Origin of the sequence: Lysinibacillus sp. FSL K6-0232, from assembly GCF_038008325.1 — a bacterium.
Lineage (GTDB): Bacteria > Bacillota > Bacilli > Bacillales_A > Planococcaceae > Lysinibacillus.
Genome location: NZ_JBBOYW010000001.1, coordinates 3,315,012 through 3,341,559, shown reverse-complemented (window position 1 = coordinate 3,341,559; position 26,548 = coordinate 3,315,012). Strand labels below are relative to the sequence as shown.

At 41.5% G+C, this 26,548-nt stretch carries 19 protein-coding genes, 16 tRNA genes and 3 rRNA genes; 29 read left to right on the top strand and 9 right to left on the bottom strand.

What is annotated here, in order from left to right; translation table 11 throughout:
- Positions 1 to 20 precede the first annotated feature (20 nt).
- Positions 21 to 1,040: a toxic anion resistance protein gene (locus tag MHB42_RS16445; protein ID WP_340807492.1), complete on the top strand. Its 1,020-nt coding sequence runs from the start codon at positions 21 to 23 to the stop codon at positions 1,038 to 1,040.
- 66 nt (positions 1,041 to 1,106) lie between these two features.
- Here MHB42_RS16445 and MHB42_RS16440 read toward each other — a convergent pair whose 3' ends face one another.
- The 3 genes from MHB42_RS16440 to MHB42_RS16430 form a co-directional block, all read right to left on the bottom strand.
- A complete protein-coding gene (locus MHB42_RS16440) occupies positions 1,107 to 1,739 on the bottom strand; it encodes a TerD family protein (RefSeq protein ID WP_340807491.1) in 633 nt (210 codons plus the stop codon).
- A 120-nt stretch (positions 1,740 to 1,859) separates the two neighbouring features.
- Positions 1,860 to 2,948, bottom strand: coding sequence for an FUSC family protein (locus tag MHB42_RS16435; RefSeq protein ID WP_340807489.1), 1,089 nt, complete (start codon positions 2,946 to 2,948; stop codon positions 1,860 to 1,862).
- 141 nt (positions 2,949 to 3,089) lie between these two features.
- Positions 3,090 to 4,376 (bottom strand): glutamate-1-semialdehyde 2,1-aminomutase, encoded by a 1,287-nt coding sequence (locus tag MHB42_RS16430; RefSeq protein WP_340807488.1) that lies wholly within the window; start codon positions 4,374 to 4,376, stop codon positions 3,090 to 3,092.
- A gap of 132 nt (positions 4,377 to 4,508) precedes the next feature.
- Between MHB42_RS16430 and bcp the strand changes: the two genes are divergently transcribed.
- The 3 genes from bcp (at position 4,509) to perR (ending at position 6,489) form a co-directional block, all read left to right on the top strand.
- Positions 4,509 to 4,985, top strand: a complete 477-nt coding sequence (bcp, locus tag MHB42_RS16425) for a thioredoxin-dependent thiol peroxidase (RefSeq protein WP_340807487.1) — start codon at positions 4,509 to 4,511, stop codon at positions 4,983 to 4,985.
- Positions 4,982 to 5,926, top strand: coding sequence for a D-2-hydroxyacid dehydrogenase (locus tag MHB42_RS16420; protein ID WP_340807486.1), 945 nt, complete (start codon positions 4,982 to 4,984; stop codon positions 5,924 to 5,926). The genes bcp and MHB42_RS16420 overlap by 4 nt, the downstream gene beginning before the upstream one ends.
- Before the next feature lie 119 nt (positions 5,927 to 6,045).
- The gene (gene perR, locus MHB42_RS16415) at positions 6,046 to 6,489 is read left to right on the top strand and encodes a peroxide-responsive transcriptional repressor PerR (protein ID WP_340807485.1); all 444 of its coding nucleotides are present in this window, start codon (positions 6,046 to 6,048) and stop codon (positions 6,487 to 6,489) included.
- Between the two features lie 24 nt (positions 6,490 to 6,513).
- Here the strand turns inward: perR and MHB42_RS16410 are convergent, their stop codons facing one another.
- Entirely contained in the window at positions 6,514 to 6,867 is a 354-nt protein-coding gene (locus MHB42_RS16410; protein WP_340807484.1) for a YgzB family protein, read from the bottom strand.
- Between the two features lie 149 nt (positions 6,868 to 7,016).
- Here MHB42_RS16410 and MHB42_RS16405 point away from each other — a divergent pair, with 149 nt between their 5' ends.
- The 20 genes from MHB42_RS16405 (at position 7,017) to MHB42_RS16310 (ending at position 14,854) form a co-directional block, all read left to right on the top strand.
- Positions 7,017 to 7,904 (top strand): nucleotidyltransferase-like protein, encoded by an 888-nt coding sequence (locus MHB42_RS16405; protein ID WP_340807483.1) that lies wholly within the window; start codon positions 7,017 to 7,019, stop codon positions 7,902 to 7,904.
- A gap of 357 nt (positions 7,905 to 8,261) precedes the next feature.
- Positions 8,262 to 9,812: ribosomal RNA gene (locus tag MHB42_RS16400) — 16S ribosomal RNA — on the top strand.
- Between the two features lie 362 nt (positions 9,813 to 10,174).
- Positions 10,175 to 13,103, top strand: a 23S ribosomal RNA gene (locus MHB42_RS16395).
- A gap of 117 nt (positions 13,104 to 13,220) precedes the next feature.
- A 5S ribosomal RNA gene (gene rrf / locus MHB42_RS16390) occupies positions 13,221 to 13,336 on the top strand.
- The 16S, 23S and 5S rRNA genes sit together here with 16 tRNA genes alongside, the layout of an rRNA operon.
- 16 nt (positions 13,337 to 13,352) lie before the next feature.
- Positions 13,353 to 13,429 (top strand) — tRNA-Asn (locus tag MHB42_RS16385).
- A gap of 5 nt (positions 13,430 to 13,434) precedes the next feature.
- A tRNA-Ser gene (locus MHB42_RS16380) sits at positions 13,435 to 13,526 on the top strand.
- Between the two features lie 24 nt (positions 13,527 to 13,550).
- A tRNA-Glu gene (locus MHB42_RS16375) sits at positions 13,551 to 13,625 on the top strand.
- Positions 13,626 to 13,644: 19 nt separating this feature from the next.
- Positions 13,645 to 13,720, top strand: a tRNA-Val gene (locus MHB42_RS16370).
- A gap of 27 nt (positions 13,721 to 13,747) precedes the next feature.
- A tRNA-Met gene (locus tag MHB42_RS16365) sits at positions 13,748 to 13,822 on the top strand.
- 27 nt (positions 13,823 to 13,849) lie between these two features.
- Positions 13,850 to 13,925 (top strand) — tRNA-Asp (locus tag MHB42_RS16360).
- A 15-nt stretch (positions 13,926 to 13,940) separates the two neighbouring features.
- Positions 13,941 to 14,016 (top strand) — tRNA-Phe (locus MHB42_RS16355).
- A 10-nt stretch (positions 14,017 to 14,026) separates the two neighbouring features.
- A tRNA-Thr gene (locus MHB42_RS16350) sits at positions 14,027 to 14,102 on the top strand.
- A gap of 7 nt (positions 14,103 to 14,109) precedes the next feature.
- A tRNA-Tyr gene (locus MHB42_RS16345) sits at positions 14,110 to 14,193 on the top strand.
- Between the two features lie 14 nt (positions 14,194 to 14,207).
- Positions 14,208 to 14,281 (top strand) — tRNA-Trp (locus tag MHB42_RS16340).
- A gap of 12 nt (positions 14,282 to 14,293) precedes the next feature.
- Positions 14,294 to 14,369 (top strand) — tRNA-His (locus tag MHB42_RS16335).
- A gap of 33 nt (positions 14,370 to 14,402) precedes the next feature.
- A tRNA-His gene (locus MHB42_RS16330) sits at positions 14,403 to 14,478 on the top strand.
- A 9-nt stretch (positions 14,479 to 14,487) separates the two neighbouring features.
- Positions 14,488 to 14,562, top strand: a tRNA-Gln gene (locus MHB42_RS16325).
- A gap of 6 nt (positions 14,563 to 14,568) precedes the next feature.
- A tRNA-Gly gene (locus MHB42_RS16320) sits at positions 14,569 to 14,643 on the top strand.
- A gap of 8 nt (positions 14,644 to 14,651) precedes the next feature.
- Positions 14,652 to 14,725 (top strand) — tRNA-Cys (locus tag MHB42_RS16315).
- A gap of 47 nt (positions 14,726 to 14,772) precedes the next feature.
- Positions 14,773 to 14,854, top strand: a tRNA-Leu gene (locus MHB42_RS16310).
- A 333-nt stretch (positions 14,855 to 15,187) separates the two neighbouring features.
- Here the strand turns inward: MHB42_RS16310 and MHB42_RS16305 are convergent.
- From MHB42_RS16305 to MHB42_RS16295, 3 genes are all read right to left on the bottom strand, one after another.
- Positions 15,188 to 16,558, bottom strand: coding sequence for a catalase (locus MHB42_RS16305; protein WP_340807482.1), 1,371 nt, complete (start codon positions 16,556 to 16,558; stop codon positions 15,188 to 15,190).
- 224 nt (positions 16,559 to 16,782) lie between these two features.
- On the bottom strand, positions 16,783 to 18,237 hold the full coding sequence (locus tag MHB42_RS16300) for an IS1182 family transposase (protein WP_340805685.1): 1,455 nt from the start codon (positions 18,235 to 18,237) through the stop codon (positions 16,783 to 16,785).
- Between the two features lie 437 nt (positions 18,238 to 18,674).
- Positions 18,675 to 18,839, bottom strand: coding sequence for a hypothetical protein (locus MHB42_RS16295; protein ID WP_340807481.1), 165 nt, complete (start codon positions 18,837 to 18,839; stop codon positions 18,675 to 18,677).
- Positions 18,840 to 19,224: 385 nt separating this feature from the next.
- Between MHB42_RS16295 and MHB42_RS16290 the strand changes: the two genes are divergently transcribed.
- The 3 genes from MHB42_RS16290 (at position 19,225) to MHB42_RS16280 (ending at position 22,133) form a co-directional block, all read left to right on the top strand.
- The gene (locus MHB42_RS16290) at positions 19,225 to 20,256 is read left to right on the top strand and encodes an ABC transporter permease (RefSeq protein ID WP_340807480.1); all 1,032 of its coding nucleotides are present in this window, start codon (positions 19,225 to 19,227) and stop codon (positions 20,254 to 20,256) included.
- Positions 20,257 to 20,258: 2 nt separating this feature from the next.
- On the top strand, positions 20,259 to 20,948 hold the full coding sequence (locus MHB42_RS16285) for an ABC transporter ATP-binding protein (RefSeq protein ID WP_340808622.1): 690 nt from the start codon (positions 20,259 to 20,261) through the stop codon (positions 20,946 to 20,948).
- 90 nt (positions 20,949 to 21,038) lie between these two features.
- Positions 21,039 to 22,133, top strand: coding sequence for an S-layer homology domain-containing protein (locus MHB42_RS16280; RefSeq protein WP_340807479.1), 1,095 nt, complete (start codon positions 21,039 to 21,041; stop codon positions 22,131 to 22,133).
- Positions 22,134 to 22,171: 38 nt separating this feature from the next.
- Here the strand turns inward: MHB42_RS16280 and MHB42_RS16275 are convergent, their stop codons facing one another.
- The gene (locus tag MHB42_RS16275; RefSeq protein WP_340807478.1) at positions 22,172 to 22,918 is read right to left on the bottom strand and encodes an arylamine N-acetyltransferase family protein; all 747 of its coding nucleotides are present in this window, start codon (positions 22,916 to 22,918) and stop codon (positions 22,172 to 22,174) included.
- A 177-nt stretch (positions 22,919 to 23,095) separates the two neighbouring features.
- Between MHB42_RS16275 and nagB the strand changes: the two genes are divergently transcribed.
- Entirely contained in the window at positions 23,096 to 23,809 is a 714-nt protein-coding gene (gene nagB, locus MHB42_RS16270; RefSeq protein ID WP_340808621.1) for a glucosamine-6-phosphate deaminase, read from the top strand.
- A gap of 76 nt (positions 23,810 to 23,885) precedes the next feature.
- Positions 23,886 to 24,791, top strand: a complete 906-nt coding sequence (locus MHB42_RS16265) for a S66 peptidase family protein (RefSeq protein ID WP_340807477.1) — start codon at positions 23,886 to 23,888, stop codon at positions 24,789 to 24,791.
- A gap of 119 nt (positions 24,792 to 24,910) precedes the next feature.
- Here the strand turns inward: MHB42_RS16265 and MHB42_RS16260 are convergent, their stop codons facing one another.
- A complete protein-coding gene (locus MHB42_RS16260; RefSeq protein ID WP_340807476.1) occupies positions 24,911 to 26,497 on the bottom strand; it encodes a catalase in 1,587 nt (528 codons plus the stop codon).
- Positions 26,498 to 26,548 lie beyond the last annotated feature (51 nt).

The following is a 26,548-nucleotide window of genomic DNA, read 5'->3' as shown; positions in this document are numbered from 1 at the left end:
GAAAGGAGGCTTACAAAATAATGATGTTGGAGCAGCTAACAGCAGAAACTGCAGCAACCGTGAAGCAGCAATTAAAAGAGAGTGCTGAAGTACAGCAAATTGCTAATGGCATTAATATAAAAAACCAGCTAGAGCTAATGGAACTAGGAAAAGCGCCTGCAACGAAGCTATCCCATTTCTCAGATCAAATTTTAAAGATGATAGGAAATTCGAAAGTGAATGAGTCAGGTGAATTATTAAAGCAGCTTGAAGCCTTAATGGCAAAATTCGATAAAAAAGAAGTGATTGAGCAGAGAGGCTTTTTTAGAAAGCTATTTAAACAGAAACCTAAAAACGACGAAGATTTGTTTGCAAAATATAATACACTTGGTAGAGATATTGAAAAGATTCATTATCAATTTGTGCTGATGGAAGAGGAATTGGCGAAGGATAATCGGATGCTTGCTCGCTTATATAATGAGGATTTAACGTTTTATCTGGAGCTTGAGAAATATATTGTAGCAGCAGAGCTAAAGTTACAGGAAGTAACAACTACGCTTATACCAATGTATGAAAAGCAGAGCACAGCAGGCAACCAGATGGCTAAGATGGAGTTAAATAATCTACAAGCCATTGCTGAAATGCTGGCACAGAAGATAGATGAGCTGGAGAAGTCACGTATGGTTGCAATTTTAGCGGCTCCACAAATTGAGATGCTGCGTAATGGGAATAGTGAGCTGATTGAGCAAATTAATGGAGCCTTTGTAAAGACTATCCCTGTTTTTAAAATGAGTATTATCAATGCTATGAATGAAAAACGTCAGCAATTACAAAATCAATCAGCAGCGGCCTTTGAAAATCGGATGAAGCAATATGGAGGCGCAAATAATGATGCAGTTCAATTAAGCACTTCTTTGGCACAGCAGCCAGCTACAACACAAACACTTGAAGAAGTATGGGATACAATTATTTCAGGTATTACTAACTATCGTAAATTGCGCGATAAGCAGGTAGCCCAGCGTCAGCAGGCAGAACAGCAGCTAATAGCATTACGTCATTAACCACTATCCACCAAGCCAGCATCGGCTTTTCCTAAATGATGCTGGCTTTTATATATAAATCACTTATTATTTTCTACCAGCCTGCCAAGAAAGCCCCCAATTATAGGCTTTGTCCATATCCTGATGTCCACTAAAATAATCAACAAGACGTTCCACTTTAAAGGTTTCATTATTGACATTTTCAATCATAGCAATCGCACACATATTTTTGCCATTCCGATGTTCATTTAAACGCACTTCAATATTAGGGCCTGCTCCGTAATTGACGGTTACAACGCCATCTGCTTCAGACCAATTTGCTACCCCTTCATAAATAAAGGCATAGACTAGCACACGCTTAATATCGCTTACCTTATTTCCATTAATGCGTAAATTTTCTCCACCACTTACCATACCCGTACGATCATCACCGTCTAATTCAATAAAAGGCGGGGTATGCAAGCTACCAAATAAATTACCAAGAGCTTGTACACAGCTTTTGCTACCATCCGTTAATTCATATAAACAGCCTAAATCTAAATCAATCTGACCATTTGATTTTGCGCCAAATAAAGAAGATAAAAACCCGCCAGAGGGTTTTGCTGCTTGCTGATTCCAATTTAAGTTAATTAGAATTTCCCCAATTTCCTGCTGTTGTGATTTTGTTAAGTTTACTGATTGCCCTTTTTTCGTTAACTCTATTTTCCCTAAATTCACCATATTCTATATCGCCTCCTATTGTTATATACATTATACTTAATTGATGAAATATTCACAATTTTATAGATAAAATATAAAAAAACGACAAATTGGATTTTCCCAATCTGTCGTTTTCTATAATTAGATAAATTCTTCCTCAAACTCCACATTAATTTCATGTCCGTGATGATTTTGATAAGATACAATGAGCGTATCAAGATGCTCTAAGTTTTCCTCGTAATCTAAAATTCGCGATAAAATATAGAGCAAGTGGTAGCTTGAAAACTCTGTATCGCCTTCCTCGCGCGCAAAGTTAATTTGCTTAATAAAAATCTCCATCAGTTCATTTCTTTGGACATAGTCAATGCTTTTACTCCACTCCGAATGCTCAGGCTTTAATTTTCCTGTATATTTTAACAGCAGTTGCTCATGGTATGTGAGCAAGGAATCAAGCCGCTCCTGAATCATTAAATGAAATTGCGTTGGTAGTTGAGCTAATTCATTTTCATGTTTATGCAAGCGTTGTAGCAGCTCTAAGCTTCGTTTAGAGGTTAAAATCATTTGGCGATAAACAACTAGCTTGCGTGCTTTTACATATTTTTTATTTTTAAAGTAGTTTCGCTCTTCTTTATATAATTCATAAAGTGCATCCACTCGCAGCATACGACTTTTAAATTTACTTAATGCTCCCTTTGTGGATGTATGCTCAGAAGCTTGGCGTACAGCAAGTCGTGTCCAGCGAATAATATCATCCTGTAAAATATAAATTTTACGGAATAGCTTTACCTCATATTTTGGTGGTAAAAACACAAGATTGACAACAAATGCTGCCAATACTCCAATTAATATTGTGCAAAAGCGTATCAATCCAAAGGTTAGAAAGTCATCCCTTTGAAACTCCATAATAGCAACAACAGATACGAGTGCCAGTGACAACGATTTTTCAAGTTTAAACTTTAACATGACACCAATTGTTATAATAACAGCTATACCAATAGCAACAACGTGATGACCAAAAAGTAGACCAAATACAACAGCAATAGCAGCGCCTATAATATTTGCTTGTACTTGTTCTACAATGGTTTGATAAGAGCGATAAATAGAAGGCTGAATCGCAAAAATTGCTGCAATCCCAGCAAAAACAGGTGAAGGTAGATTTAACAATTCTGCAATAAACAGTGCTAATACAATAGCTACACCAGTTTTAAATACGCGGGCACCTAATTTCATAGAAAATGGATGTCCTTTCTGTCTAAAATTTTTAAGCTTCTTTACATTATAGAAGGAAGTGCTTATAAAATACATAGATTTGCATGCGGGAATGAAAAAAGGCGACTTCCGTTAGCAAGCCGCCTTTAAACTGTCACCTAATTACAATTGGGAAAAAGCGTGATCTACAGCCTTAATCGTTTCAAGAATATCTGCCTCTGTATGTTCAGTTGTTAAGAACCATGCCTCATATTTGGAAGGTGCTAAATTAATACCCTGTTCAAGCATTAATTTAAAGAAGCGGCCAAATACTTCACCATCCGTATTTTCTGCCTGCTCATAGTTTTCTACCTGCACATCGGTAAAGTAAACAGTCAATGCTCCTTTCAGACGATTAACCGTTATTGTGATATTATGCTTTTTTGCCGCAGCTAAAATGCCTTGCTCCAAAATACCGCCAAGGCGATCCATTTCATCATAAATACCCGGTGTTTGTAGCACTTCAAGGCAGGCGATACCAGCTTGCATAGATGCAGGGTTTCCAGCCATTGTCCCGGCTTGGTATGCTGGACCGAGTGGAGCAACTGTTTCCATAATATCTTTACGACCGCCATATGCACCGATTGGCAACCCGCCACCAATAACTTTTCCAAGTGCTGTCAGGTCAGGTGTTAGGCCAAGTAAATTTTGAGCACCGCCATAATGGAAGCGGAATGCTGTAATCACCTCATCGTAAATTGTTAAAGCACCTTTTTCCTTTGCAGTCGCATGAACAAGCTCTAGGAAGCCTAGCTTTGGCTCAACAATACCAAAGTTCCCTACAATTGGCTCTATTAGGATCGCCGCAATTTGCTCTCCCCATGTATCCATTGCCTCTATAAAGGCTTCAGGATTATTGAAAGGCACAGTAATTACTTCTTCCGCAGTAGAAGTTGTAACACCTGCTGAATCTGGTGTTCCTAATGTAGCAGGTCCAGAGCCCGCAGCTACTAATACTAAATCAAAGTGCCCATGGTAGCAGCCCGCAAATTTCATAATTTTCGTACGTCCTGTATAGGCACGCGCAACACGAATAGTTGTCATAACAGCCTCTGTACCTGAGTTGTTAAAGCGCACTTTATCCATTGAGGGAATTGCCTCTTTCAGCATTTTAGCAAATGTCACTTCATATTCAGTTGGTGTTCCAAACAATGTACCATTTTCGGCTGCATGTGCAATTGCTTTGGCGATATGTGGATGACCATGTCCAGTTACAAGAGGTCCATATGCTGCAAGATAGTCAATATAACGATTGCCATCTACATCCCAAAAATAAGCGCCTTTCCCGCGAGCCATTGCCACAGGAGAACCGCCACCTACTGCCTTATATGAACGTGAGGGGCTGTTTACCCCACCAACGATATGTTGTAGTGCCTCTGCATGTAGTGCTTCGGATTTTGCATGATTCATAAGTATTGCCTCCTAAAATTTTATCTGCTATCTATTGTAGACCTATCAGTGTAAGAAATCCAAAAAAAATGAAGAGATATGACTTGATTTATGACTTAGAGTAAAATAGAACCTACAAAGGAGGAGATGAACATGACTGTAATAGAAGGACAAAAAGCACCAGACTTTTCTTTAATAAATGAAAAAGGGGAGTTAGTGCATTTAGCAGATTTCATAGGACAATATGTGATTTTATATTTTTATCCAAAGGATATGACACCAGGCTGTACAACAGAGGCATGTGATTTTCGTGATAAATTTGAGGATTTCAGCCAGTTGAATGCTGTTATTCTCGGCGTAAGTCCAGATGATGCTAACAAACATACAAAGTTTATTGATAAGCATAAGCTACCATTTTCATTGTTGGTAGATGAGGATCATAAGGTGGCTGAAGCTTATGGTGTCTGGGTGCTCAAGAAAATGTATGGACGTGAATTTATGGGGGTTGAGCGCTCAACATTTTTGATTGATCCGGAAGGAAAGCTAGAGAAAGCTTGGCGCAAAGTACGCGTGAAAAATCATATTGAAGAAGTGTATGCTTATTTAGCAGAGCAGGAGGCGACAACATGAGAATTTATTTTACGTTTGAACCAAGACCTGATTTACGTGAGCCATTGCTAGCACAATTTCCACAGGTGGACTTTATTTTTGAAAATGGTTTATCGAATGAAGAGCTAGCTAAAGCAGATGTGTTAGTTACATATGGTGAAGATTTAACAGAAAATAATATCCAATATGCAACTAACTTAAAGTGGATTTTTGTAGCATCCGCAGGCATTGAAAAAATGCCTGCGCAAGCCATTATGGAGCGAGGAATTTTAGTATCGAATGTTCGTGGTATTCATAAAACACCAATGGCAGAATCGATGCTAGCACATATTTTAGCTATTAAGCGTGCATTGCCTTGGATATATGAGCAACAAAAAATGAGTGAATGGTCAAAAAAAGCAAAACAAACAGAATTACGTGATAGCACAGCGCTTATTTTAGGACCAGGTGCGATTGGTTCAGAGGTTGGTCGCTTATTGCAAGCCTTTGGTGTAGCAACAGTGGGCTGTAATCGTTCCGGTAAAGAAGCGCCTTATATGGATAAAATGGTTAGCTTTGTACAATTAATCGAAGCATTGCCAAGTGCGGATATTGTTATTTCGGTACTACCGAAAACAGAGGGAACGACACATTTATTAAAAGAAGAGCATTTTGTAGCTATGAAAAACAATGCTATTTTTATGAATTTTGGCCGAGGTAACTTAGTTGATGAAAAGGTATTGATTCAAGCTATTCAGGCGGAAGAAATTGGCTATGCTGTGTTAGATGTTTTTGAGGAAGAACCTTTGCCAGCGGATCATCCATTATGGACATTCCCAAATGTTGTTGTATCCCCACATATATCAAGCCATTCATCTCGTTATGTGGAGCGCAGTTTAGAGATTTTTAAACCAAGCTTAGCTAAATGGTTAAAGGGAGAAACCGATTTAGAAAATGTCATGGATTTATCAAGAGGATACTAAGAAATTTTTAAGATTGAGTGGGAAGAAGAAATGTATGATTGTTGACGAAGCAGGGGGAATTCGATACACTATTTATAACAATTATAAATTAATAATACTTATGGAAGAGGTGCATGACGATGTCTGCAACGCATTTACAAGATGCACTTGACACGTTAAAAACAACTGGTGTACGTATTACCCCTCAACGTCATGCTATTTTGGAATATTTGATTCAATCAATGGCACATCCTACTGCCGATGAAATTTATAAAGCACTTGAAGGAAAGTTTCCTAATATGAGTGTAGCAACTGTTTATAACAACCTACGTGTATTTCGTGAGGTAGGTCTTGTAAAAGAGCTTACTTATGGAGATGCCTCAAGCCGCTTTGATTTTGTAACAAATGATCATTACCATATGATCTGTGAATGTTGCGGTAAGATTGTTGATTTCCATTATCCTGGACTCGACGAAATTGAGCAATTTGCATCACAGGTTACAGGCTTTGATGTGCATTCGCATCGTTTAGAGATATACGGCACTTGTCCATCATGTAAAGGTGCTATTGCTAAGGTACAATAAAAAATCCTAGCTCCTAAAAAAGGGCTAGGATTTTTTTGTTTTATTATTATAGGATTGGTCAAACTCTTTACCTTCGAGAGTAGGATCAAGCGTTAACGGTTCATTGCAGTACATGCACATATCTACGCGACCTAAAACTTTTGTATGTTTATGACAATTAGGGCACTCAACTTGCACAGCTCTTGTTGATAGCAAGCCAATCCAAGCGTAAACAACTGTACTACCAATAATGCATAGTACCCCTAATGTCATGAAAATTAGCACGAGTATTGGGCTATTTTTAAAGAAAATGCCCCCATACATCACAACAAAGCCGATGAAGATTAACGCTAATGCGAATGAACGAATTTTATTAATTTTACTTTTATAAGGTTTCATTTTTCATCTTGCCTCCCAATCTAAAATCTACTATAACATATAAGGACAAAGTATTTTAGCTTTGAGATGGATGAAAGCAGGAATACTTTTAGAGTATGTCGAATTTTTAACGGAACACAGGGAGCTAAAGAAATAAAGGAGGGCTGAGCGTGGAACAAGTATTGCGTCCAATCTATCAAGAGCGTGCAAGTCAGTCGAATACGTTAGGCGTTATTTTAGTGGAAAAGCGTGAAGAGCAAAGTAATGTTACAGATACATTCGATACAGTTTTGCTGATTATTGTAAAAGAAGCAGAGCAGCCAGTTTTTTCGAAACATTACTTATATGAAGGAAATAAAGTCGCTCTACATACTGTTACGGAGAAATTGATAAGAAAATGGTTACTCATTGGTTCTAATAAGAAGGTAGTCGATTGGATATTCTTTGGCAGAGTATTATTTGATCGCAATGAATTTTTGCATAAGTTAAAAATAGAGTTACAGGAATTCCCTTTCAATGGTCGTAAAATAAAAACAGGTATTCAATTCTCAAAGCTTATTCGACGTTATTTAGAGGGGAAAGAATACTTTGATAAAGGAAGCTACTTAGATGCTTATAATCATGTAGTTGATTCCTTACATCATTTAGGGCGTTTATCAATCATTGATAGTGGACTTTATCCAGAAGTAACTGTTTGGGCACAGGTAAAAAAAATTGAGCCAGCGATCTATAAGCTGTACGAGGAGCTTATAACGAGTAATGAACCAATTGAAAAGCGACTAGAGCTATTATTTTTAGCAAGTGAGTTTTTAATTCACTCTCGCACAAGAGATGGTGCACAACATATACTAGAGGTTATGCAATCGAAGGAAACATGGTCAATTCAAGAGCTACATGATCATCATGAGCTTGTAAATTATTCAGTAGATTTAGAAGTGTTTGTAGAGTATTTGGTGGATAAAGGCTATATTCAAGTAGAACCAGTTGTTGCGAAAAATGATATGATTTTTCATCGTCACTACAAGGTAAATAAAGATGCTCTAGAAATAGGGCAATGATTGTAGTATGCTTGTAATCGAGGTATAAAAAAATGCCTCGATATTTTTTTAGAAAAATAGTTGACGAATACTATCTTGGTATTGTATTATATTAATTGTCGCTAAGACATAACGGAAAACTCAATAATAAAATGCAAATAACTTTTTTAAAAAAAGTGATTGACATGATTTGAGTGAAATGTTAATATGAAGAAGTCGCTGAAAAACGACTGAAGCAAAATATGAACCTTGAAAACTGAACAAGCAAAACGTAATCAATAAATTTTAGTAGCTTACTTTGGTAAGTGAACGAAATAAATTTGGACATCGAATGAAGATGAGATGCCAGCAAAACAATTTGAGCAAATCAAATTTCTTTTTATGGAGAGTTTGATCCTGGCTCAGGACGAACGCTGGCGGCGTGCCTAATACATGCAAGTCGAGCGAACAGAGGAGGAGCTTGCTCCTCTGACGTTAGCGGCGGACGGGTGAGTAACACGTGGGTAACCTACCCTGTAGTTGGGGATAACTCCGGGAAACCGGGGCTAATACCGAATGATACTTGGAAACACATGTTTTTGAGTTGAAAGATGGTTCTGCTATCGCTACAGGATGGACCCGCGGCGCATTAGCTAGTTGGTGAGGTAACGGCTCACCAAGGCGACGATGCGTAGCCGACCTGAGAGGGTGATCGGCCACACTGGGACTGAGACACGGCCCAGACTCCTACGGGAGGCAGCAGTAGGGAATCTTCCACAATGGGCGAAAGCCTGATGGAGCAACGCCGCGTGAGTGAAGAAGGTTTTCGGATCGTAAAACTCTGTTGTAAGGGAAGAACAAGTACAGTAGTAACTGGCTGTACCTTGACGGTACCTTATTAGAAAGCCACGGCTAACTACGTGCCAGCAGCCGCGGTAATACGTAGGTGGCAAGCGTTGTCCGGAATTATTGGGCGTAAAGCGCGCGCAGGCGGTCCTTTAAGTCTGATGTGAAAGCCCACGGCTCAACCGTGGAGGGTCATTGGAAACTGGGGGACTTGAGTGCAGAAGAGGAAAGTGGAATTCCAAGTGTAGCGGTGAAATGCGTAGAGATTTGGAGGAACACCAGTGGCGAAGGCGACTTTCTGGTCTGTAACTGACGCTGAGGCGCGAAAGCGTGGGGAGCAAACAGGATTAGATACCCTGGTAGTCCACGCCGTAAACGATGAGTGCTAAGTGTTAGGGGGTTTCCGCCCCTTAGTGCTGCAGCTAACGCATTAAGCACTCCGCCTGGGGAGTACGGTCGCAAGACTGAAACTCAAAGGAATTGACGGGGGCCCGCACAAGCGGTGGAGCATGTGGTTTAATTCGAAGCAACGCGAAGAACCTTACCAGGTCTTGACATCCCGTTGACCACTGTAGAGATATAGTTTCCCCTTCGGGGGCAACGGTGACAGGTGGTGCATGGTTGTCGTCAGCTCGTGTCGTGAGATGTTGGGTTAAGTCCCGCAACGAGCGCAACCCTTGATCTTAGTTGCCATCATTTAGTTGGGCACTCTAAGGTGACTGCCGGTGACAAACCGGAGGAAGGTGGGGATGACGTCAAATCATCATGCCCCTTATGACCTGGGCTACACACGTGCTACAATGGACGATACAAACGGTTGCCAACTCGCGAGAGGGAGCTAATCCGATAAAGTCGTTCTCAGTTCGGATTGTAGGCTGCAACTCGCCTACATGAAGCCGGAATCGCTAGTAATCGCGGATCAGCATGCCGCGGTGAATACGTTCCCGGGCCTTGTACACACCGCCCGTCACACCACGAGAGTTTGTAACACCCGAAGTCGGTGAGGTAACCTTTTGGAGCCAGCCGCCGAAGGTGGGATAGATGATTGGGGTGAAGTCGTAACAAGGTAGCCGTATCGGAAGGTGCGGCTGGATCACCTCCTTTCTAAGGATATTTTCGGAATACAAACCTTGGGTTTGTACGATTACGTTTTGCTGTTCAGTTTTGAAGGTTCATTCTTCTGAATGAAAGACTTCATATATGCGCTCCTGTCGCTACGCTTTCGTCGCAAAGCTGCGAAGAAGTAGAAGCAGGTAGTAGCTTTGTTCTTTGAAAACTGGATAAAACGACATTGAAATTGTAACAAACACATTTATTTTTTAAGTTTTTTAGGCTTAATAATTTAAGGGTTTTGAGATACGAGTTAGACAAGGAAGCGATTGAGTGAGTAAAGGAGCGTACCTCTGTACGTGACTGAGCGAGCGAATGAAGCTGACGCTGGATAACGACGTATATCGAAAGCCGACGGTTAAGTTATTAAGGGCGCACGGCGAATGCCTTGGCACTAGGAGCCGAAGAAGGACGGCACTAACACCGATATGCTTCGGGGAGCTGTAAGTGAGCTTTGATCCGGAGATTTCCGAATGGGGGAACCCACTACGTTTAATGGCGTAGTATCTTGACGTGAATACATAGCGTCTTGAAGGCAGACCCAGGGAACTGAAACATCTAAGTACCTGGAGGAAGAGAAAGAAAAATCGATTCCCTGAGTAGCGGCGAGCGAAACGGGAAGAGCCCAAACCAAGAGGCTTGCCTCTTGGGGTTGTAGGACACTCTATACGGAGTTACAAAAGAGCGAGTTAGATGAAGCGACTTGGAAAGGTCCGCCAGAGCAGGTAATAGCCCTGTAGTCGAAAGTTCGTTCTCTCCTGAGTGGATCCTGAGTACGGCGGAACACGTGAAATTCCGTCGGAATCCGGGAGGACCATCTCCCAAGGCTAAATACTACCTAGTGACCGATAGTGAACCAGTACCGTGAGGGAAAGGTGAAAAGCACCCCGGGAGGGGAGTGAAAGAGAACCTGAAACCGTGTGCCTACAAGTAGTTAGAGCCCGTTCATGGGTGATAGCGTGCCTTTTGTAGAATGAACCGGCGAGTTACGATTACGTGCAAGGTTAAGCTGTAGAAGGCGGAGCCGCAGCGAAAGCGAGTCTGAATAGGGCGAAGTAGTACGTGGTCGTAGACCCGAAACCAGGTGATCTACCCATGTCCAGGGTGAAGGTAAGGTAACACTTACTGGAGGCCCGAACCCACGCACGTTGAAAAGTGCGGGGATGAGGTGTGGGTAGCGGAGAAATTCCAATCGAACTTGGAGATAGCTGGTTCTCTCCGAAATAGCTTTAGGGCTAGCCTCGTGATGAGAATACTGGAGGTAGAGCACTGTTTGGACTAGGGGGCCATCCCGGTTTACCGAATTCAGACAAACTCCGAATGCCAGATATTTATACACGGGAGTCAGACTGCGAGTGATAAGATCCGTAGTCAAAAGGGAAACAGCCCAGACCACCAGCTAAGGTCCCAAAGTAATCGTTAAGTGGAAAAGGATGTGGCGTTGCACAGACAACCAGGATGTTGGCTTAGAAGCAGCCATCATTTAAAGAGTGCGTAATAGCTCACTGGTCGAGTGACGCTGCGCCGAAAATGTATCGGGGCTAAACGATTCACCGAAGCTGTGGATTGACATCTACGATGTCAGTGGTAGGAGAGCGTTCTAAGGGCGTTGAAGTCAGACCGGAAGGACTGGTGGAGCGCTTAGAAGTGAGAATGCCGGTATGAGTAGCGAAAGACGGGTGAGAATCCCGTCCACCGTATGACTAAGGTTTCCTGAGGAAGGCTCGTCCGCTCAGGGTTAGTCGGGACCTAAGCCGAGGCCGATAGGCGTAGGCGATGGACAACAGGTTGATATTCCTGTACCACCTCCTCACCGTTTGAGAAATGGGGGGACGCAGGAGGATAGGGTAAGCGCGCTGTTGGAAATGCGCGTCCAAGCAGTAAGGCGTGTGTGTAGGCAAATCCGCACACTGTAACGCCAAGCTGTGATGGCGAGTCCGTATGGACGAAGTTCCTGATTTCACACTGCCAAGAAAAGCCTCTATCGAGGTGAGAGGTGCCCGTACCGCAAACCGACACAGGTAGTCGAGGAGAGAATCCTAAGGTGTGCGAGAGAACTCTCGTTAAGGAACTCGGCAAAATGACCCCGTAACTTCGGGAGAAGGGGTGCTCTGTTAGGGTGAAAGCCCGAGAGAGCCGCAGTGAATAGGCCCAGGCGACTGTTTAGCAAAAACACAGGTCTCTGCAAAACCGTAAGGTGACGTATAGGGGCTGACGCCTGCCCGGTGCTGGAAGGTTAAGAGGAGTGGTTAGCGCAAGCGAAGCTACGAATTGAAGCCCCAGTAAACGGCGGCCGTAACTATAACGGTCCTAAGGTAGCGAAATTCCTTGTCGGGTAAGTTCCGACCCGCACGAAAGGCGTAACGATCTGGGCACTGTCTCAACGAGAGACTCGGTGAAATTATAGTACCTGTGAAGATGCAGGTTACCCGCGACAGGACGGAAAGACCCCGTGGAGCTTTACTGTAGCCTGATATTGAATTTTGGTACAACTTGTACAGGATAGGTAGGAGCCAGAGATCTCGGAGCGCCAGCTTCGAAGGAGGCGTCGGTGGGATACTACCCTGGTTGTATTGAAATTCTAACCCATGCCCCTTAGCGGGGCAGGAGACAGTGTCAGGCGGACAGTTTGACTGGGGCGGTCGCCTCCTAAAAGGTAACGGAGGCGCCCAAAGGTTCCCTCAGAATGGTTGGAAATCATTCGTAGAGTGTAAAGGCACAAGGGAGCTTGACTGCGAGACCGACAAGTCGAGCAGGGTCGAAAGACGGGCTTAGTGATCCGGTGGTTCCGCATGGAAGGGCCATCGCTCAACGGATAAAAGCTACCCCGGGGATAACAGGCTTATCTCCCCCAAGAGTCCACATCGACGGGGAGGTTTGGCACCTCGATGTCGGCTCATCGCATCCTGGGGCTGTAGTCGGTCCCAAGGGTTGGGCTGTTCGCCCATTAAAGCGGTACGCGAGCTGGGTTCAGAACGTCGTGAGACAGTTCGGTCCCTATCCGTCGTGGGCGTAGGAAATTTGAGAGGAGCTGTCCTTAGTACGAGAGGACCGGGATGGACACACCGCTGGTGTACCAGTTGTCTTGCCAAAGGCATCGCTGGGTAGCTATGTGTGGACGGGATAAGTGCTGAAAGCATCTAAGCATGAAGCCCCCCTCAAGATGAGATTTCCCATTACGCAAGTAAGTAAGATCCCTCAAAGACGATGAGGTAGATAGGTTCGAGGTGGAAGTGTGGTGACACATGGAGCTGACGAATACTAATCGATCGAGGACTTAACCAAAACCAGTTTGACGCAATTCAATGCACCGTTTATCCAGTTTTGAAAGAACAAGAAAGTTTTAAAAAAAGCTTGCAATAATAACAAAACCTGTTATAATAAATCTTGTCTTTTAAATAGTCTAGTGATAATGGCAAAGAGGTCACACCCGTTCCCATCCCGAACACGGAAGTTAAGCTCTTTCGCGCCGATGGTAGTTGGGGGCTTCCCCCTGTGAGAGTAGGACGTCGCTAGGCTGTATATTAAAATTATTCCGAAGTAGCTCAGTTGGTAGTAGCACCTGACTGTTAATCAGGTTGTCGCAGGTTCGAGTCCTGCCTTCGGAGCCATTCTTGGAGAGTTGTCCGAGTGGCCGAAGGAGCACGATTGGAAATCGTGTAGGCGGTTAACACTGTCTCAAGGGTTCAAATCCCTTACTCTCCGCCAGCACTTTGATTTATTCCAAACGAAGGCCCCTTGGTCAAGTGGTTAAGACACCGCCCTTTCACGGCGGTAACACGGGTTCGAATCCCGTAGGGGTCACCATTTTATTTAATACCCAGATGGAGGATTAGCTCAGCTGGGAGAGCACCTGCCTTACAAGCAGGGGGTCGGCGGTTCGAGCCCGTCATCCTCCACCATTATTTTTACTAAATGCATATTATTGTCGCGGGGTGGAGCAGTGGTAGCTCGTCGGGCTCATAACCCGAAGGTCGTTGGTTCAAATCCGGCCCCCGCAACCAATTTTTTATGGATGAAAGCAATCAAATGGTCCCGTGGTGTAGCGGTTAACATGCCTGCCTGTCACGCAGGAGATCGCCGGTTCGATCCCGGTCGGGACCGCCATTTATTTTAACATGTGGGTCAGTAGCTCAGTTGGTAGAGCATTAGATTGAAGCTCTAAGTGTCGGCGGTTCGATTCCGTCCTGACCCACCATATTTATTATGCCGGTTTAGCTCAGCAGGTAGAGCAACTGACTTGTAATCAGTAGGTCGTGGGTTCGATTCCTATAGCCGGCACCATCTTACCGGAGGGGTAGCGAAGTGGCTAAACGCGGCGGACTGTAAATCCGCTCCTTAGGGTTCGGCGGTTCGAATCCGTCCCCCTCCACCAGCTTTATTGATTATAGGGGCATAGTTCAACGGTAGAATAGAGGTCTCCAAAACCTTTGGTGTGGGTTCGATTCCTACTGCCCCTGCCAATTAATTTTATGGCGATTGTGGCGAAGTGGTTAACGCACCGGATTGTGGTTCCGGCATTCGTGGGTTCGATTCCCATCAGTCGCCCCATCAAATATAAAATTAATAGCAATTATAATAATGGCGATTGTGGCGAAGTGGTTAACGCATCGGATTGTGGTTCCGACATTCGTGGGTTCGATTCCCATCAGTCGCCCCATTTTAACGTTGGGGTATAGCCAAGCGGTAAGGCAACGGATTTTGATTCCGTCATGCCTAGGTTCGAATCCTAGTACCCCAGCCATTTTATGCGGAAGTAGTTCAGTGGTAGAACACCACCTTGCCAAGGTGGGGGTCGCGAGTTCGAACCTCGTCTTCCGCTCCAAATATGATGGCGGCATAGCCAAGTGGTAAGGCACGGGTCTGCAACACCCTTATCACCGGTTCAAATCCGGTTGCCGCCTCCATATTTTTACTGCTAATCGGATTATCCGATTTTTTTTATCTTTATTATGCCGGTGTGGCGGAATTGGCAGACGCGCACGACTCAAAATCGTGTTCCTTCTGGAGTGTCGGTTCGACCCCGACCACCGGTATCAAATTAACTAATAATGGTTCATTAGAGATTATCTCTGATGAACTTTTTTTATTTTGTTTATTACACTCACGGTATTGACTGAAGATGCTAGATGCTATAGATAAGCTTAACATCCACTCACGCTCAATATATGTATGAAAGGGAGTTACTCGTATGCAAACTAGAATATGTTGCTTAAGTAGTAGGTTTCTTCGATAAATGTTTTTAAGTAGCTGATTGTATAAAAATATGCCCTCAGTTTTATAAACGGAGGGCAGTCGGAATTCGAGAAAGGCTAGCGTTTTGTTTCAGGACGTTTGGGTTTCTCTATTGTTTGACGATTAGACAGGTACTACCTCTTTCCTTTAGTCCCAATTTGTCGGGCAACACGTTCTCCCAGCTCTGGGCTTGCTTGGGTTAGATAACCTAACACAATCTGTTGCAGCTTTGGAGAGGCAGCCCCAAGATCAGAGGCAATGTTGTGGACTAAATGCTCCTGAAGCACAGGCGCTAGCGAGTTGTAAAATTGCCCTGGCTGCGTGAAATCATCACCTTTTGGAGGTGCAGTGCGTTCGAGCCGGCCTGCCACATAGCTGCCCATGCTGCTCGTTACCTCGTCTGATGGCTTCCAGTTCGCCTGATGGTTGATCGGTATGCTACGGAAATTCGGTCCTAATCGATAACGTTGTGAATCCGTATAGATATTGGAACGACCTTGAAGCACTCTATCGAAGGAAAACTCGACGCCCTCCAGCATATTAGACGGGGAAAAGGCCAGCTTTTCCACCTGTTCTTTATAATTATTGGGATTTTGGTTCAATACCATCTTGCCGACTGGTAGCAGCGGGTACTGCTGTGCATCCCATACCTTTGTATCGTCTAGCGGATCGAATGGCAGTGAGGCTTCGTCTTGTGGATTCATAAGCTGTACGTACAACCCATATTCGACTGGTACTCCTTGAGCAATTGTGTCATAGAGATCCTTACCAGCGTAATCTGGATTTTCGCAGGCAAGTCGCGCTGCCTCCTGACTATCGATATATTGCACGCCGGCTAGCGGAATCCAGTTGTATTTTACATAAGTACGAGCTCCCTGCTCATTCTTCCAAACATAGGTACTTACGCTGTAACCCGGAATGTGGCGGAGGCTCTTGATCGTCCCTAGATCGGAGTACAGTTGCAGCACGAAATGCGTCGCCTCGGGATTGTTCGCATAGAAGCTCCAGAACCGATTGGGATCCATCAAGTTGTTGACAGGCGATGGGTTGAAGGCGCTGACGGTTTCTACAAACCGCATTGGGTCACGCACCGTAAACACGGGAAGATGGTTGCATATTAAGTCGAAGATACCTTGCTCGGTATAAAATTTAGTCGAGAAGCCCCGCACATTGCGTGAAGTGTCTGGCGTTCCCTTGTTGCTTGCCGCCAGTGAGAATCGGACGGCAACAGGAACTTTCTGACCTGGCTGCTGCAAAAAACAAAGCTTTGTATAGGCTGCCATCGAGTTAAATGTTTCGAAATAGCCAAAGGCTCCAAAGCCTTTCACATGCAAGGGGCGCTCTAAAATTGTTTCATGGATAAAGGTTTCATTTTTTTCATGTAGCATGGTATCTTGTTCCAGAATCGGACCACGCTCCCCTACCGTCTGCGAGTAGCGCGACGAATGTGAGCCGCCTTGCCAACTTTGATTGTTCGTCTGATCATGAGCGTTCTTGTCGTCCATTCCTCTACCTCCCATATCTATATTCTCCCAATGTATATGTATTGTTGTAGGTTGTTATGACTGTGCCCCCAACACAGCGAGCAATTGTCACCGTAGTAAAAGCCTGCATAGGAGCGAGGGCACTGAAAAACTTACATTTTTTACGATGAATTAGTTTTTCAAACAAAAATAAGGCACTTTCCATTCGTTTTTGAATGGAAGGTGCCTTATTTCTTTCTTTTTTCCTACTCTTTTTCACTCAGTAGTTTGAGTATCCGTTTCAGATTGACCGCAAAGATCGTCGTGGCTCCTTGAATTTCCATGCCAAATAAACCCGCCGATTTTGCTGTTTTAAAGCCGTGTGGGTTCTTTAATTCACTATTTTTCGCTTCGATTTTATAGCGTTTGCTGGCAAGTGCTTTGAATTCGGCTGTTTCCTGGAATGCTGCTTGTTCTTGATGTGTATCGGATTGAATCGTTACACTATACGTTTTACTTTTCGCCCCTTCCTTATAACAGCCCTCTCGCATCGGGCAAACTTTACATTTTTCAATATCAAAATGAAACGTTAAACTTTGATTCAGGGTTTTCCTGCCCGTACGTCTTTTGTGAGTTGCCATGTGCCCCGCTGGACAAACAAACATACCCGCATCCTTGTTATAATCAAATTCAATTTTCCGTTGTCCGCTGCCATTTGTGATTACTGGATTTAACTTTGAAATTAACTGAAACTGCTCCGATTTTGCATACACTAAATTCTCTTTCCAGGAATAGGCGGCATCACCAATCACCGTGTCAATTTCCATGCCGGCAGTTCTACTTTTCTCTACCAACTCTTGTAAATAGTGCCCATCACTTTTTTCACCCGTCGTCACAACCGCTGCTGTAATAATACGTTCATCACTCATCGCAATATGCGTTTTAAAACCAAAGAAAGAAGAATCTGCTGACTTATGGCCAACACGTGCATCCGGATCATTTGAATAGCTTAAATGATTCTCATAATCATCTATCACTTCTTTTAAAACATTTAATTTTTCTTTCACAGCCGGGATTTGTGCAACCTTTGATTGTGTTTCGACTGCTTCAACTACTTGACGACAGTAATCTAATTCTTCTGTGACTTCATTTGACGCAGGCTTCTCAGGGAATTTTCCGACCATGTTTTCGTCTAGTTGATACACGGCTTTACGTACATTTTTGGATTTTTCCTGTAAAAATTCTTTGGGCGTTTTCTGGTTATATCGCGCTTTTGTATGGGTAGCGTCGACAATCACCATTTTACTAAGGAGTAGTCCTTTCTCTAAAGCAATTTCAACAGTTTTCTGAATCAGTAAATCTAATAAATTCATATCTTGAAGACGGAGTCGACGGAATTTTGTCAGGGAACTGGGGTCGATCACTTCCTCTTCTGGTGCCATATCTAAAAAATATTTAAAGGACATATCGAATTTTGAACGTTCGATAAGGTCGGCATCCGACAGGTCATGAATCGCTTTTAACAGTAAATATTTAAACATGCGAATCGGTGGAATCGCGTTACGGCCATTAACTAAACAGTATTTCGATTTTAGTTCGTCTAGAATAAATGAGAAATCCACAAGTTCATTGATTTGGCGAAGCATATTGTCCTTTGGAATAATTAAATCGTACAACGCCATGTACGGGCTTAAATTGAATGTTTCCTGTTTAGAAATCATGGTCGCACCACCTTTTATTAGTCCTTTAATTATACAGGAAATTTGTGAGATTATACGAGAGGAAAACCCTTCTAGTGATGAAAGTGGTCCCAGTTGATTGGAATGGAGGCGGCGACTTCTGCGGGAACAGCACGAGCGGAAGCACCCGGACTGAGCAAAGCGAGGGAGAAGGCTGGAGCCGTGCCCGCGAAACGCGTCCGCCGCAATGGAAATCAACGGCATCGAAGAAAAAGAGAGTACAGGAACGAATATTCGTTCCTGTACTCTCTCACTTGTGCCTGAGGGACTTTTTCAGTGCCCTCCATAGGAGCAGGACCTTCTTCGTTATCGCAAATATGAGTAACGTTGCCACTTTCAAGAATGACAACTATAAATACCTGAGCCAGTAGCTGACGCTAATGTGGCATTTAGAGTCAGCTATGAAAGTCCTTCACAATTTAGCCGTGAGTAGGTGTTTCGCTACGATAAGATATAAAGCATATAAGAGATATTTGTTGATTTTCATTGTTAAATTGCTCTGTTTCATCATCATTTTTTGCCAGATTGTGTTTAATGATGTAGATAATGTTCTTTACTTGCTGTTTTCGTTCAATTTTTTCCATATACTTAATTCCTCCTTTACATCTTTAGAAGCATACCTGTTGCCCTGATTATAAGATGCTACCGAGTTAACAAAACAACATCTTATCTACTAAGGAAGGGCAGAGGAATAAAAGTTCGGAAATTAAGCAAAATGATAGAGGAAGCAATTGACAAGCTTCCATTTGCGAATGTAAATAGGAAAATTAAGGGTATTGATCCGAATAAAGGAAAGTATCTTTTATTTATAAGCCCACTTCACAAAAATAAGAAAGGCTTTAGTATAAGAACCACTTGATAAGAATAGTTTTATTCTTTAGAGTGGTTTTTATTTTTTAATAAGGAGTTCATGTTCTGTTCATGTAACAGTTTTAAGCTGTGAGTAGTTTAAAAGTGGAGGGATTAGTAATGAATCTTGCTTGGAAAGACATTAAGAAGAATAAAATACGGTTTTTAATTTTAGGCTCCATTATTTTCTTAGTTAGTTTTTTAACATTTATTATTTCAGGTTTGGCAAATGGTCTGTCACAAGATAATGCAGCTTTTATTAAAGATTTACCGAAGGGGCAATTTTATATGACTGATGATGCAGATGACACATTTAGCCTGTCAAAAATTGATCAGGAACTTCAACGGGAAATTATTAGTAAGGAACAAGAGGCAGTAGCTTTTTCAATTCAAATGGGCTTTTTAAACAATGAAGATGATAAACAGCAAAGTGTTGCTTTTGTAACCTCTACAGAATCACCATTCTTTCAGCATGTACAGCAAAATGAAATATTTTTAGATAGCTCATTACGGGATAAAGGCATTCAAGTTGGAGAAATAGTAACAAGTCAGCAATATAGTGGTCAATTTATTGTAAAAGGTTTTATTGAGCAAAAGAAATATAGCCATGCGCCTGTTGCTTATATAAGTAAAGAGGCATATGAAGAAATGTATCGTGTACAAGAGATGCAATTGATTTATTTACCAAACAGCAAATCTAAAGAATTTCAAGGGTTACAAGCGTATAGCAATAAAGAATTTCTTCACACAATTCCAAGCTATAGTGCGGAACAGCTATCGTTAAATATGATTATATGGTTTTTAGTAGTAATTAGCGGTATGCTATTTGCAATTTTCTTCTATATGATGAATGTACAAAAAATTGGTTTGTATGGCATTTTAAAAGCAATTGGTTTAAAGACAAGTAAATTATTTAAAATGATTTGGATGCAGATGATGATTATTACAGTTATTTCACTAGTGCTATCGAGTAGTTTGAGTCAACTATTCAGTATTATTTCCCCAAAAGGAATGCCATTTACATTAACAATTGGCACAACGTTTCAATTATCACTCGTGTTTTTAATAATCGGCTTTATTGGAGCTACACTGTCAGGGTTGCAAATTAAAAAGATTGAACCATTACAAGCAATAAAGCAAGGGGAGGCTTAATGATGACATTATTTGCAATGGATAATGTAAGAAAAACATTTAAAAATGGTGAAGTTGAGGAGGAAATTTTAAAGGGCATTAACCTTACTTTAAAACAAGGAGAAATTACAGCATTAGTGGGTGCATCAGGTTCAGGAAAAAGCACGCTTTTAACAATAGCTGCTGGGCTACAATCCGCAACAGATGGGCAAGTGTTATTTGAAGATCAAAATCTTACAGCAATGAATGCGGAGCAGATGCGAAAATTACGTGCCAGCAAATTTGGCTTTGTGTTTCAGTTTTCCTATCTTGTGCCATTTCTGACAGTGGAGGAGCAGCTACTATTAATGCTAGATATTGCCGAATCACCATTAAACAAGCATCAACAAAAATCAGAAGTACATCGCCTTTTGCAATTAGTAGGCATGTCACATCGCACAGCAGCATATCCTGCTGTATTATCGGGTGGTGAAAAGCAGCGTGTTGCTATTGCACGTGCTATTATACATCAACCCAAAATATTATTTGCAGATGAGCCAACAGCCAGCTTAGATTCACAGCGTTCTATAGAAATTATGTTATTGCTAAGAGAATTAACAGCAACATTACAAATTACAACACTAATGGTGACGCATGACGAAGAAATGTTAGCTTATGCAGATCGTATTATTAAAATAAGTGATGGTGCTGTATTATCAAATAGCCTATACTAGTCTTAACCATAAATACTACAATTATATCTTTTATAATTGTAGTATTTTCTATGTCATTGGGGTAAAGAGTAATTGTAGAGGAGGGAGAATATGAAGAATATTTTGAAGGTGGCTTGTTTGCTTGTACTACTGGTTGTTTTTCTACCAAAGGAAGCACAGGCAGCAAGTTTTCGAGATTTAACAGATGAAACATTGTCGACAGAAATTGACTATTTAGTGGAGCAAGGTATTATAGAGGGCTATCCAAATAATATATTTAAGCCAAATGACTATGTCACGAGAGCACAGGTTGCGGTTATGTTAACACGTGCATTAGGGTTAAATACAGTGGAGATAGAAAATCCAAATTATCGGGATGTACCAACTACTCATAAATATTATAAAGAAATTGCGGCAGTACAAAATGCGGGCATTTTTAAAGCAGCTCCAAATTTTAAACCGAATGCAACACTTTCGAGAGGAGAAATGGCGATTGTATTGCAAAGAGCCTTTCAGTTAAAGGGGAATGACTCGCATTATTATTTTACAGATGTGACGAAGCAGACGCCAGGCTATCAGGCGATTTTAGTAGTCGCTCATAATCATATCGTCAAGGGCTATAGTGATAGGTCATTTAAACCAAATCAACCGTTAACACGTGCGCATTTTTCAGCCTTTTTAGCGCGAGCGATGACGCTGGCGAAGCCAAACCTAGCAAAAGATCGTCGCTTTATTTACACGTATAATTACTATTCGCTAGGTGATCATAAACGCCATACGTTAAATTATGAATACGATCATTTTGATGGCAAAAATGATGTTTGGACAGTTATTGATGCAAATACGGGAAAACGCGTTTATGATGAGCTTTTATATAATGGTATTGACGTATATGGTGAAGCTTTGGTTACTGATGATGATTATGCTTCACATTATGATTTATACATTCAAACACCACTTAGAATAGGGGTTATTGAACATGAGGATGAACCGAAAGTTACTATGGGTTCACGCATAACGGTTAAATCAACGAATGATACAGTGCAAGCTGGTGAAGTGCAATATACAGGTGCAATCGCTTTTGAAATAACATCAATTTATACGGATGGTGTGGATACTTATTATTATGTAGATAATGTCGGTTTAGTGAAGATGCTACATAATGACAAGGTCGTTTATGAGCTGCTTGATCGCACGCTAAAGTAATATTTTTAGAGGGCTTCAAAATTATTGGAGCCCCTTTTTTATTGCTGTAAGGAGATATGAAAAAAACGCTGAAGCGCTTGGAGCCATTCTTGATCGGTTTGTGTTGTATAGGTTGTAAGGGATTGCCCTTCATAGATTCTAAATTCATTGTTGAACATTGTATGACGGCCATAAGGTGTTCGAATCATCGCAATTTTATTTTTTTGTTTGGATAGTCGTGGTGCGAATTTCGCATCATTTGCATCATTATGAAAGCTGTACAGTAAACGCCAATGATGCTTCATTTGCTCAAAAAGCATCCAGCCATTTGCCTCATCATACTCAATTTTATAGAGTTCTCTGCCTTCTCGGTGCTGATAGCCAGCAACTAATGGTACAGGCTTACATGGCGCTAAAGCACCAACACCTACATCTGAAATATAAGATTGTCCAGCATTCTTTACTAGTAATAGCTGATGCATTGGGATTTCTTCAGGAGGTGTATTTTCTGTTACATTACGCCAAAATTGTGCATAGCGATTCGTTACCGAAAAGCCAAGCTCCCGCAAAAGCCAGCTAAATAAAATATTCAGCTCGAAACAATTACCGCCACGTCGTTCAATAATAATTTTTTGAAATAAATCAGGAATGGCGAAGGAGATACTATGTTTTAACACAACATCTAAATTTTCATAAGGAATCGTCAGCAAATGTCGAGTTTGCAATTGTCCAAGTAATTGTATTGTTGGCTCTAAAGTTCCTTGAAATCGAATATGCTGTAAATATTGTTGAATCTGTGTATTCATCAAATCGCCTCACTTCCTTATTAATAACATAACCGAAATAACTTGAGAATACACGCATAATATTTGAAAGTAAATAATAGAAAAATAATTAAATAACTTGTAAAATTAATATATTAGCTATTGTTACCTATTTTAGTTAAAACAATAAACGTCAGGAAGGTATATATGAGAAATAATATGAAATGGATAGAAGTTAATACATATGAGGAAATGAGTGAAGTTGCTGCAAATATTTTTTCTAAGCAAATTCAGGCGAAGCCAAACAGTGTTTTAGGGTTAGCAACGGGCGGTTCACCTGTAGGCATGTATAAAGAGCTAGTATCACAGCATCAAGCAGGACAATTATCCTTTAAGGATGTACAAACTTTTAATTTAGATGAGTATGTGGGGCTTGATCATACAAGTCCAGCGAGCTATTGGACATTTATGCATAAGAATTTATTTAATTTAGTAGATATTCAGCCTCAAAATATCCATTTACCGAATGGTAAGGCAAAGGATTTAGCTGCTGAATGTGCGGCTTATGATGCTAGTATTGAAGCAGCAGGAGGCATTGATTTACAGCTTCTTGGGATAGGCGTGAATGGTCATATTGGCTTTAATGAACCAGGCACTCCGTTTGATTCTATGACTAATATTGTTGAATTGACAGAATCCACAAAAACAGAAAATGCGATTTACTTTGATGATCCTTCTGAAGTGCCAACACATGCCATTACAATGGGTATTCAATCCATTATGAAGGCAAAGGAAATTGTTTTAATTGCCTTTGGTGAGAAAAAGCTAGATGCTATTGAAAAATTGAAAAGCGGCGTGATTACAGAAGATTTCCCAGCAAGCCAATTAGTAACGCATCCAAATGTTACGGTTATTTATGGGGGAACAAAATAACTATAAAAGGGCAAAGGCTTCTTATCGCTGAAGTCTTTGCTTATTTATTGTAGGGAGAACAGTAGGAGGAGTTTATATGAAAACGACCGTACCACATTTACAAAAGGGCGATTTAGTAGGTGTTGTTGCTCTATCTAGCGCTGTAGAGCCCGAAAAACTAGGAAACGCACTATCTTTTTTAGATGAGTTAGGTCTTCGCTATATTGTCGGTGATACTATTTATACACAGCACCATTATTTAGCAGGTAATGATGACATGAGATTAGCAGATTTCCATGAGATGGTGAAAAATCCACAGGTGAAGGCGATCTTTTGTATAGCTGGAGGCTACGGCTGCGCACGAATTGCTGAAAAAATTGATTATGCTCTATTAGAGGAAAATCCTAAAATTTTCTGGGGATTTTCGGATGTAACATATTTGCATTGTGCAATTAATGAGTACGCCAATTTAGTAACATTCCATGGACCTATGCTAATAACAGCTAGTAAGCTGGATGACTTATCAAAGAAAATGTTTTTCCAGCTATTTTCACCAATGGAAATTCAGTATACAGAGGCAATTTCCCCTTTAACAGTAATTGCAGAGGGTATTGCACGTGGAGAACTAATTGGTGGGAATCTGCAACGACTTGTTAACACATTAGGGACTAAATTTGAGGTATGCACGGATGGCAAAATTTTATTGCTGGAGGAGAGCGGAGAAACAATTCCTAAAATCGATGCAATGCTGCAGCAATTAAAACAAGCAAGGAAGCTAGAACAGCTAGCAGGTGTTGTAATTGGCTCCTTTACACAGACAGATGCAGATAAAGCAGCATTACATATAGTAATGCAAGAATACTTTGGAGATTTGACTATTCCAGTGATGGCAGGGTTTAAAATTGGACATGAAACAACAAATATCGCCATTCCATTAGGAGCAGATGCTATTTTAGACACGCAGGAGAAAGTATTGAAAATTTTACCTGGGGTTTATGGCTAAATTGGTGGATAGAATCTTAAAAGTGACGGATAGAAATCAATGCAACATTGAAATTAATCAATATAAAATCCGCTAATCAAAGGAGAACACCTTCAATTAGCGGATAGTATTCATTATCTTTAATAAGGCTCAGCATCATGCCCTTTATTAACAGCGTCTTGGGGGGCTTGATTACCATTCGTATTGCCAAGTGGCTTTGAAGCGCTGGAATTTTTGCGAGCTTTATGCAATCCTTCCTTCAATAGGCGACCGTATTCTTCATCGGCTTCTTCTGCCAGAGCAATCATGGCATTTTGAATGTTCTCATGGCAAACCGATAAATCACGTATTAAATTTGCGAGTAGCTCATCGCGCTCCCATTGCTCAAAGTTGCGATAAGTTTCCCCAGCTTGCTTTGTATTGCTTTGACGATCAATGGACTCACGCACAAGGTTTCCTTCTACATATGGTGTATATTCTTTCCCAGCTTGTGTAGCTTCTTTTAAGCCATTTAACATCGAAGGCTCATAATTAATATGTGGATTTTGCCCAGGTGCTAGATCGCGTTTATACATCATTTGTCCACCGCTTTGATTTGTTGCGACACGCTTTTTCGGTGCATTAATTGGTAGCTGTAAATAGTTTGCGCCTACGCGATGACGCTGTGTATCTGAATAAGAAAACGTGCGACCTTGCAGCATTTTATCATCTGAAAAATCCAAGCCATCGACAAGTACACCAGTGCCGAAAGTTGCCTGCTCTACCTCAGCGAAATAATCTTCAGGGTTTTTATTCAACACCATTTTGCCAACAGGATACCATGGGAATTGATCATTTGGCCAAAGCTTTGTATCATCCAATGGATCGAAATCAAGCTCAGGATGTGGACCATCCTCCATAATTTGCACATATAGCTCCCATTCAGGATATTCTCCACGTTCAATGGCATCATATAAATCCTGTGTAGCATGATTAAAGTTTTTTTGTTGAATTTCTTCTGCTTCTTTTTGTGTTAAATTTTTAATACCTTGAAGCGGCTCCCAATGATATTTCACAAGAACGGCTTTTCCTTCATGATTCACCCATTTGTACGTATTAACACCAGAGCCCTGCATCATGCGATAATTTGCTGGAATGCCCCAAGGCGAGTAGACGAATGTTACCATATGGAAGGTTTCTGGTGAGCTGGCACAAAAATCAAAAAAGCGTTCCACATTTTGGATATTTGTAATAGGGTCAGGCTTAAAGGCATGAATCATATCTGGGAATTTGAGCGCATCACGAATAAAGAAGATTTTTAAATTATTGCCGACTAAATCCCAGTTGCCATCCTCTGTATAAAACTTTACAGCAAAGCCTCGTGGGTCCCGTAATGTTTCGGGGGAATGACCACCATGAATAACCGTAGAAAAGCGCACAAAGACAGGTGTTTGCTTTCCTTTATCCTGAAAAACCTTTGCACGTGTATATTTAGAAATTGGCTCATCGCCCACAGTGCCATAGGTTTCAAAATAACCATGTGCGCCAGCACCACGAGCATGCACGACTCGCTCTGGAATTCTTTCACGGTCAAAATGACTCATTTTTTCTAGGAAATCATAATTTTCAAGTGTTGCAGGGCCACGATTACCCACTGTTCGTAGATTTTGATTGTTTGTGACGGGATGCCCTTGTCTGTTTGTCAATGTTGTATCTTGCTCATGTGCTGAATCATTGTGCTTTGTCATAATATGCCCCTCTTTCTTTATAGATAATTCTATATTGTCCGTTATTGGGGC

Excerpts from the sequence above, each read along its gene's own strand:
- MHB42_RS16445 (WP_340807492.1), top strand. The coding sequence starts at position 21 with ATGATGTTGGAGCAGCTAACAGCAGAAACTGCAGCAACCGTGAAGCAG.
- MHB42_RS16440 (WP_340807491.1), bottom strand. The coding sequence starts at position 1,739 with ATGGTGAATTTAGGGAAAATAGAGTTAACGAAAAAAGGGCAATCAGTA.
- MHB42_RS16435 (WP_340807489.1), bottom strand. The coding sequence starts at position 2,948 with ATGAAATTAGGTGCCCGCGTATTTAAAACTGGTGTAGCTATTGTATTA.
- MHB42_RS16430 (WP_340807488.1), bottom strand. The coding sequence starts at position 4,376 with ATGAATCATGCAAAATCCGAAGCACTACATGCAGAGGCACTACAACAT.
- bcp (WP_340807487.1), top strand. The coding sequence starts at position 4,509 with ATGACTGTAATAGAAGGACAAAAAGCACCAGACTTTTCTTTAATAAAT.
- MHB42_RS16420 (WP_340807486.1), top strand. The coding sequence starts at position 4,982 with ATGAGAATTTATTTTACGTTTGAACCAAGACCTGATTTACGTGAGCCA.
- perR (WP_340807485.1), top strand. The coding sequence starts at position 6,046 with ATGTCTGCAACGCATTTACAAGATGCACTTGACACGTTAAAAACAACT.
- MHB42_RS16410 (WP_340807484.1), bottom strand. The coding sequence starts at position 6,867 with ATGAAACCTTATAAAAGTAAAATTAATAAAATTCGTTCATTCGCATTA.
- MHB42_RS16305 (WP_340807482.1), bottom strand. The coding sequence starts at position 16,558 with ATGGACGACAAGAACGCTCATGATCAGACGAACAATCAAAGTTGGCAA.
- MHB42_RS16300 (WP_340805685.1), bottom strand. The coding sequence starts at position 18,237 with ATGATTTCTAAACAGGAAACATTCAATTTAAGCCCGTACATGGCGTTG.
- MHB42_RS16295 (WP_340807481.1), bottom strand. The coding sequence starts at position 18,839 with ATGGAAAAAATTGAACGAAAACAGCAAGTAAAGAACATTATCTACATC.
- MHB42_RS16290 (WP_340807480.1), top strand. The coding sequence starts at position 19,225 with ATGAATCTTGCTTGGAAAGACATTAAGAAGAATAAAATACGGTTTTTA.
- MHB42_RS16285 (WP_340808622.1), top strand. The coding sequence starts at position 20,259 with ATGACATTATTTGCAATGGATAATGTAAGAAAAACATTTAAAAATGGT.
- MHB42_RS16280 (WP_340807479.1), top strand. The coding sequence starts at position 21,039 with ATGAAGAATATTTTGAAGGTGGCTTGTTTGCTTGTACTACTGGTTGTT.
- MHB42_RS16275 (WP_340807478.1), bottom strand. The coding sequence starts at position 22,918 with ATGAATACACAGATTCAACAATATTTACAGCATATTCGATTTCAAGGA.
- nagB (WP_340808621.1), top strand. The coding sequence starts at position 23,096 with ATGAAATGGATAGAAGTTAATACATATGAGGAAATGAGTGAAGTTGCT.
- MHB42_RS16265 (WP_340807477.1), top strand. The coding sequence starts at position 23,886 with ATGAAAACGACCGTACCACATTTACAAAAGGGCGATTTAGTAGGTGTT.
- MHB42_RS16260 (WP_340807476.1), bottom strand. The coding sequence starts at position 26,497 with ATGACAAAGCACAATGATTCAGCACATGAGCAAGATACAACATTGACA.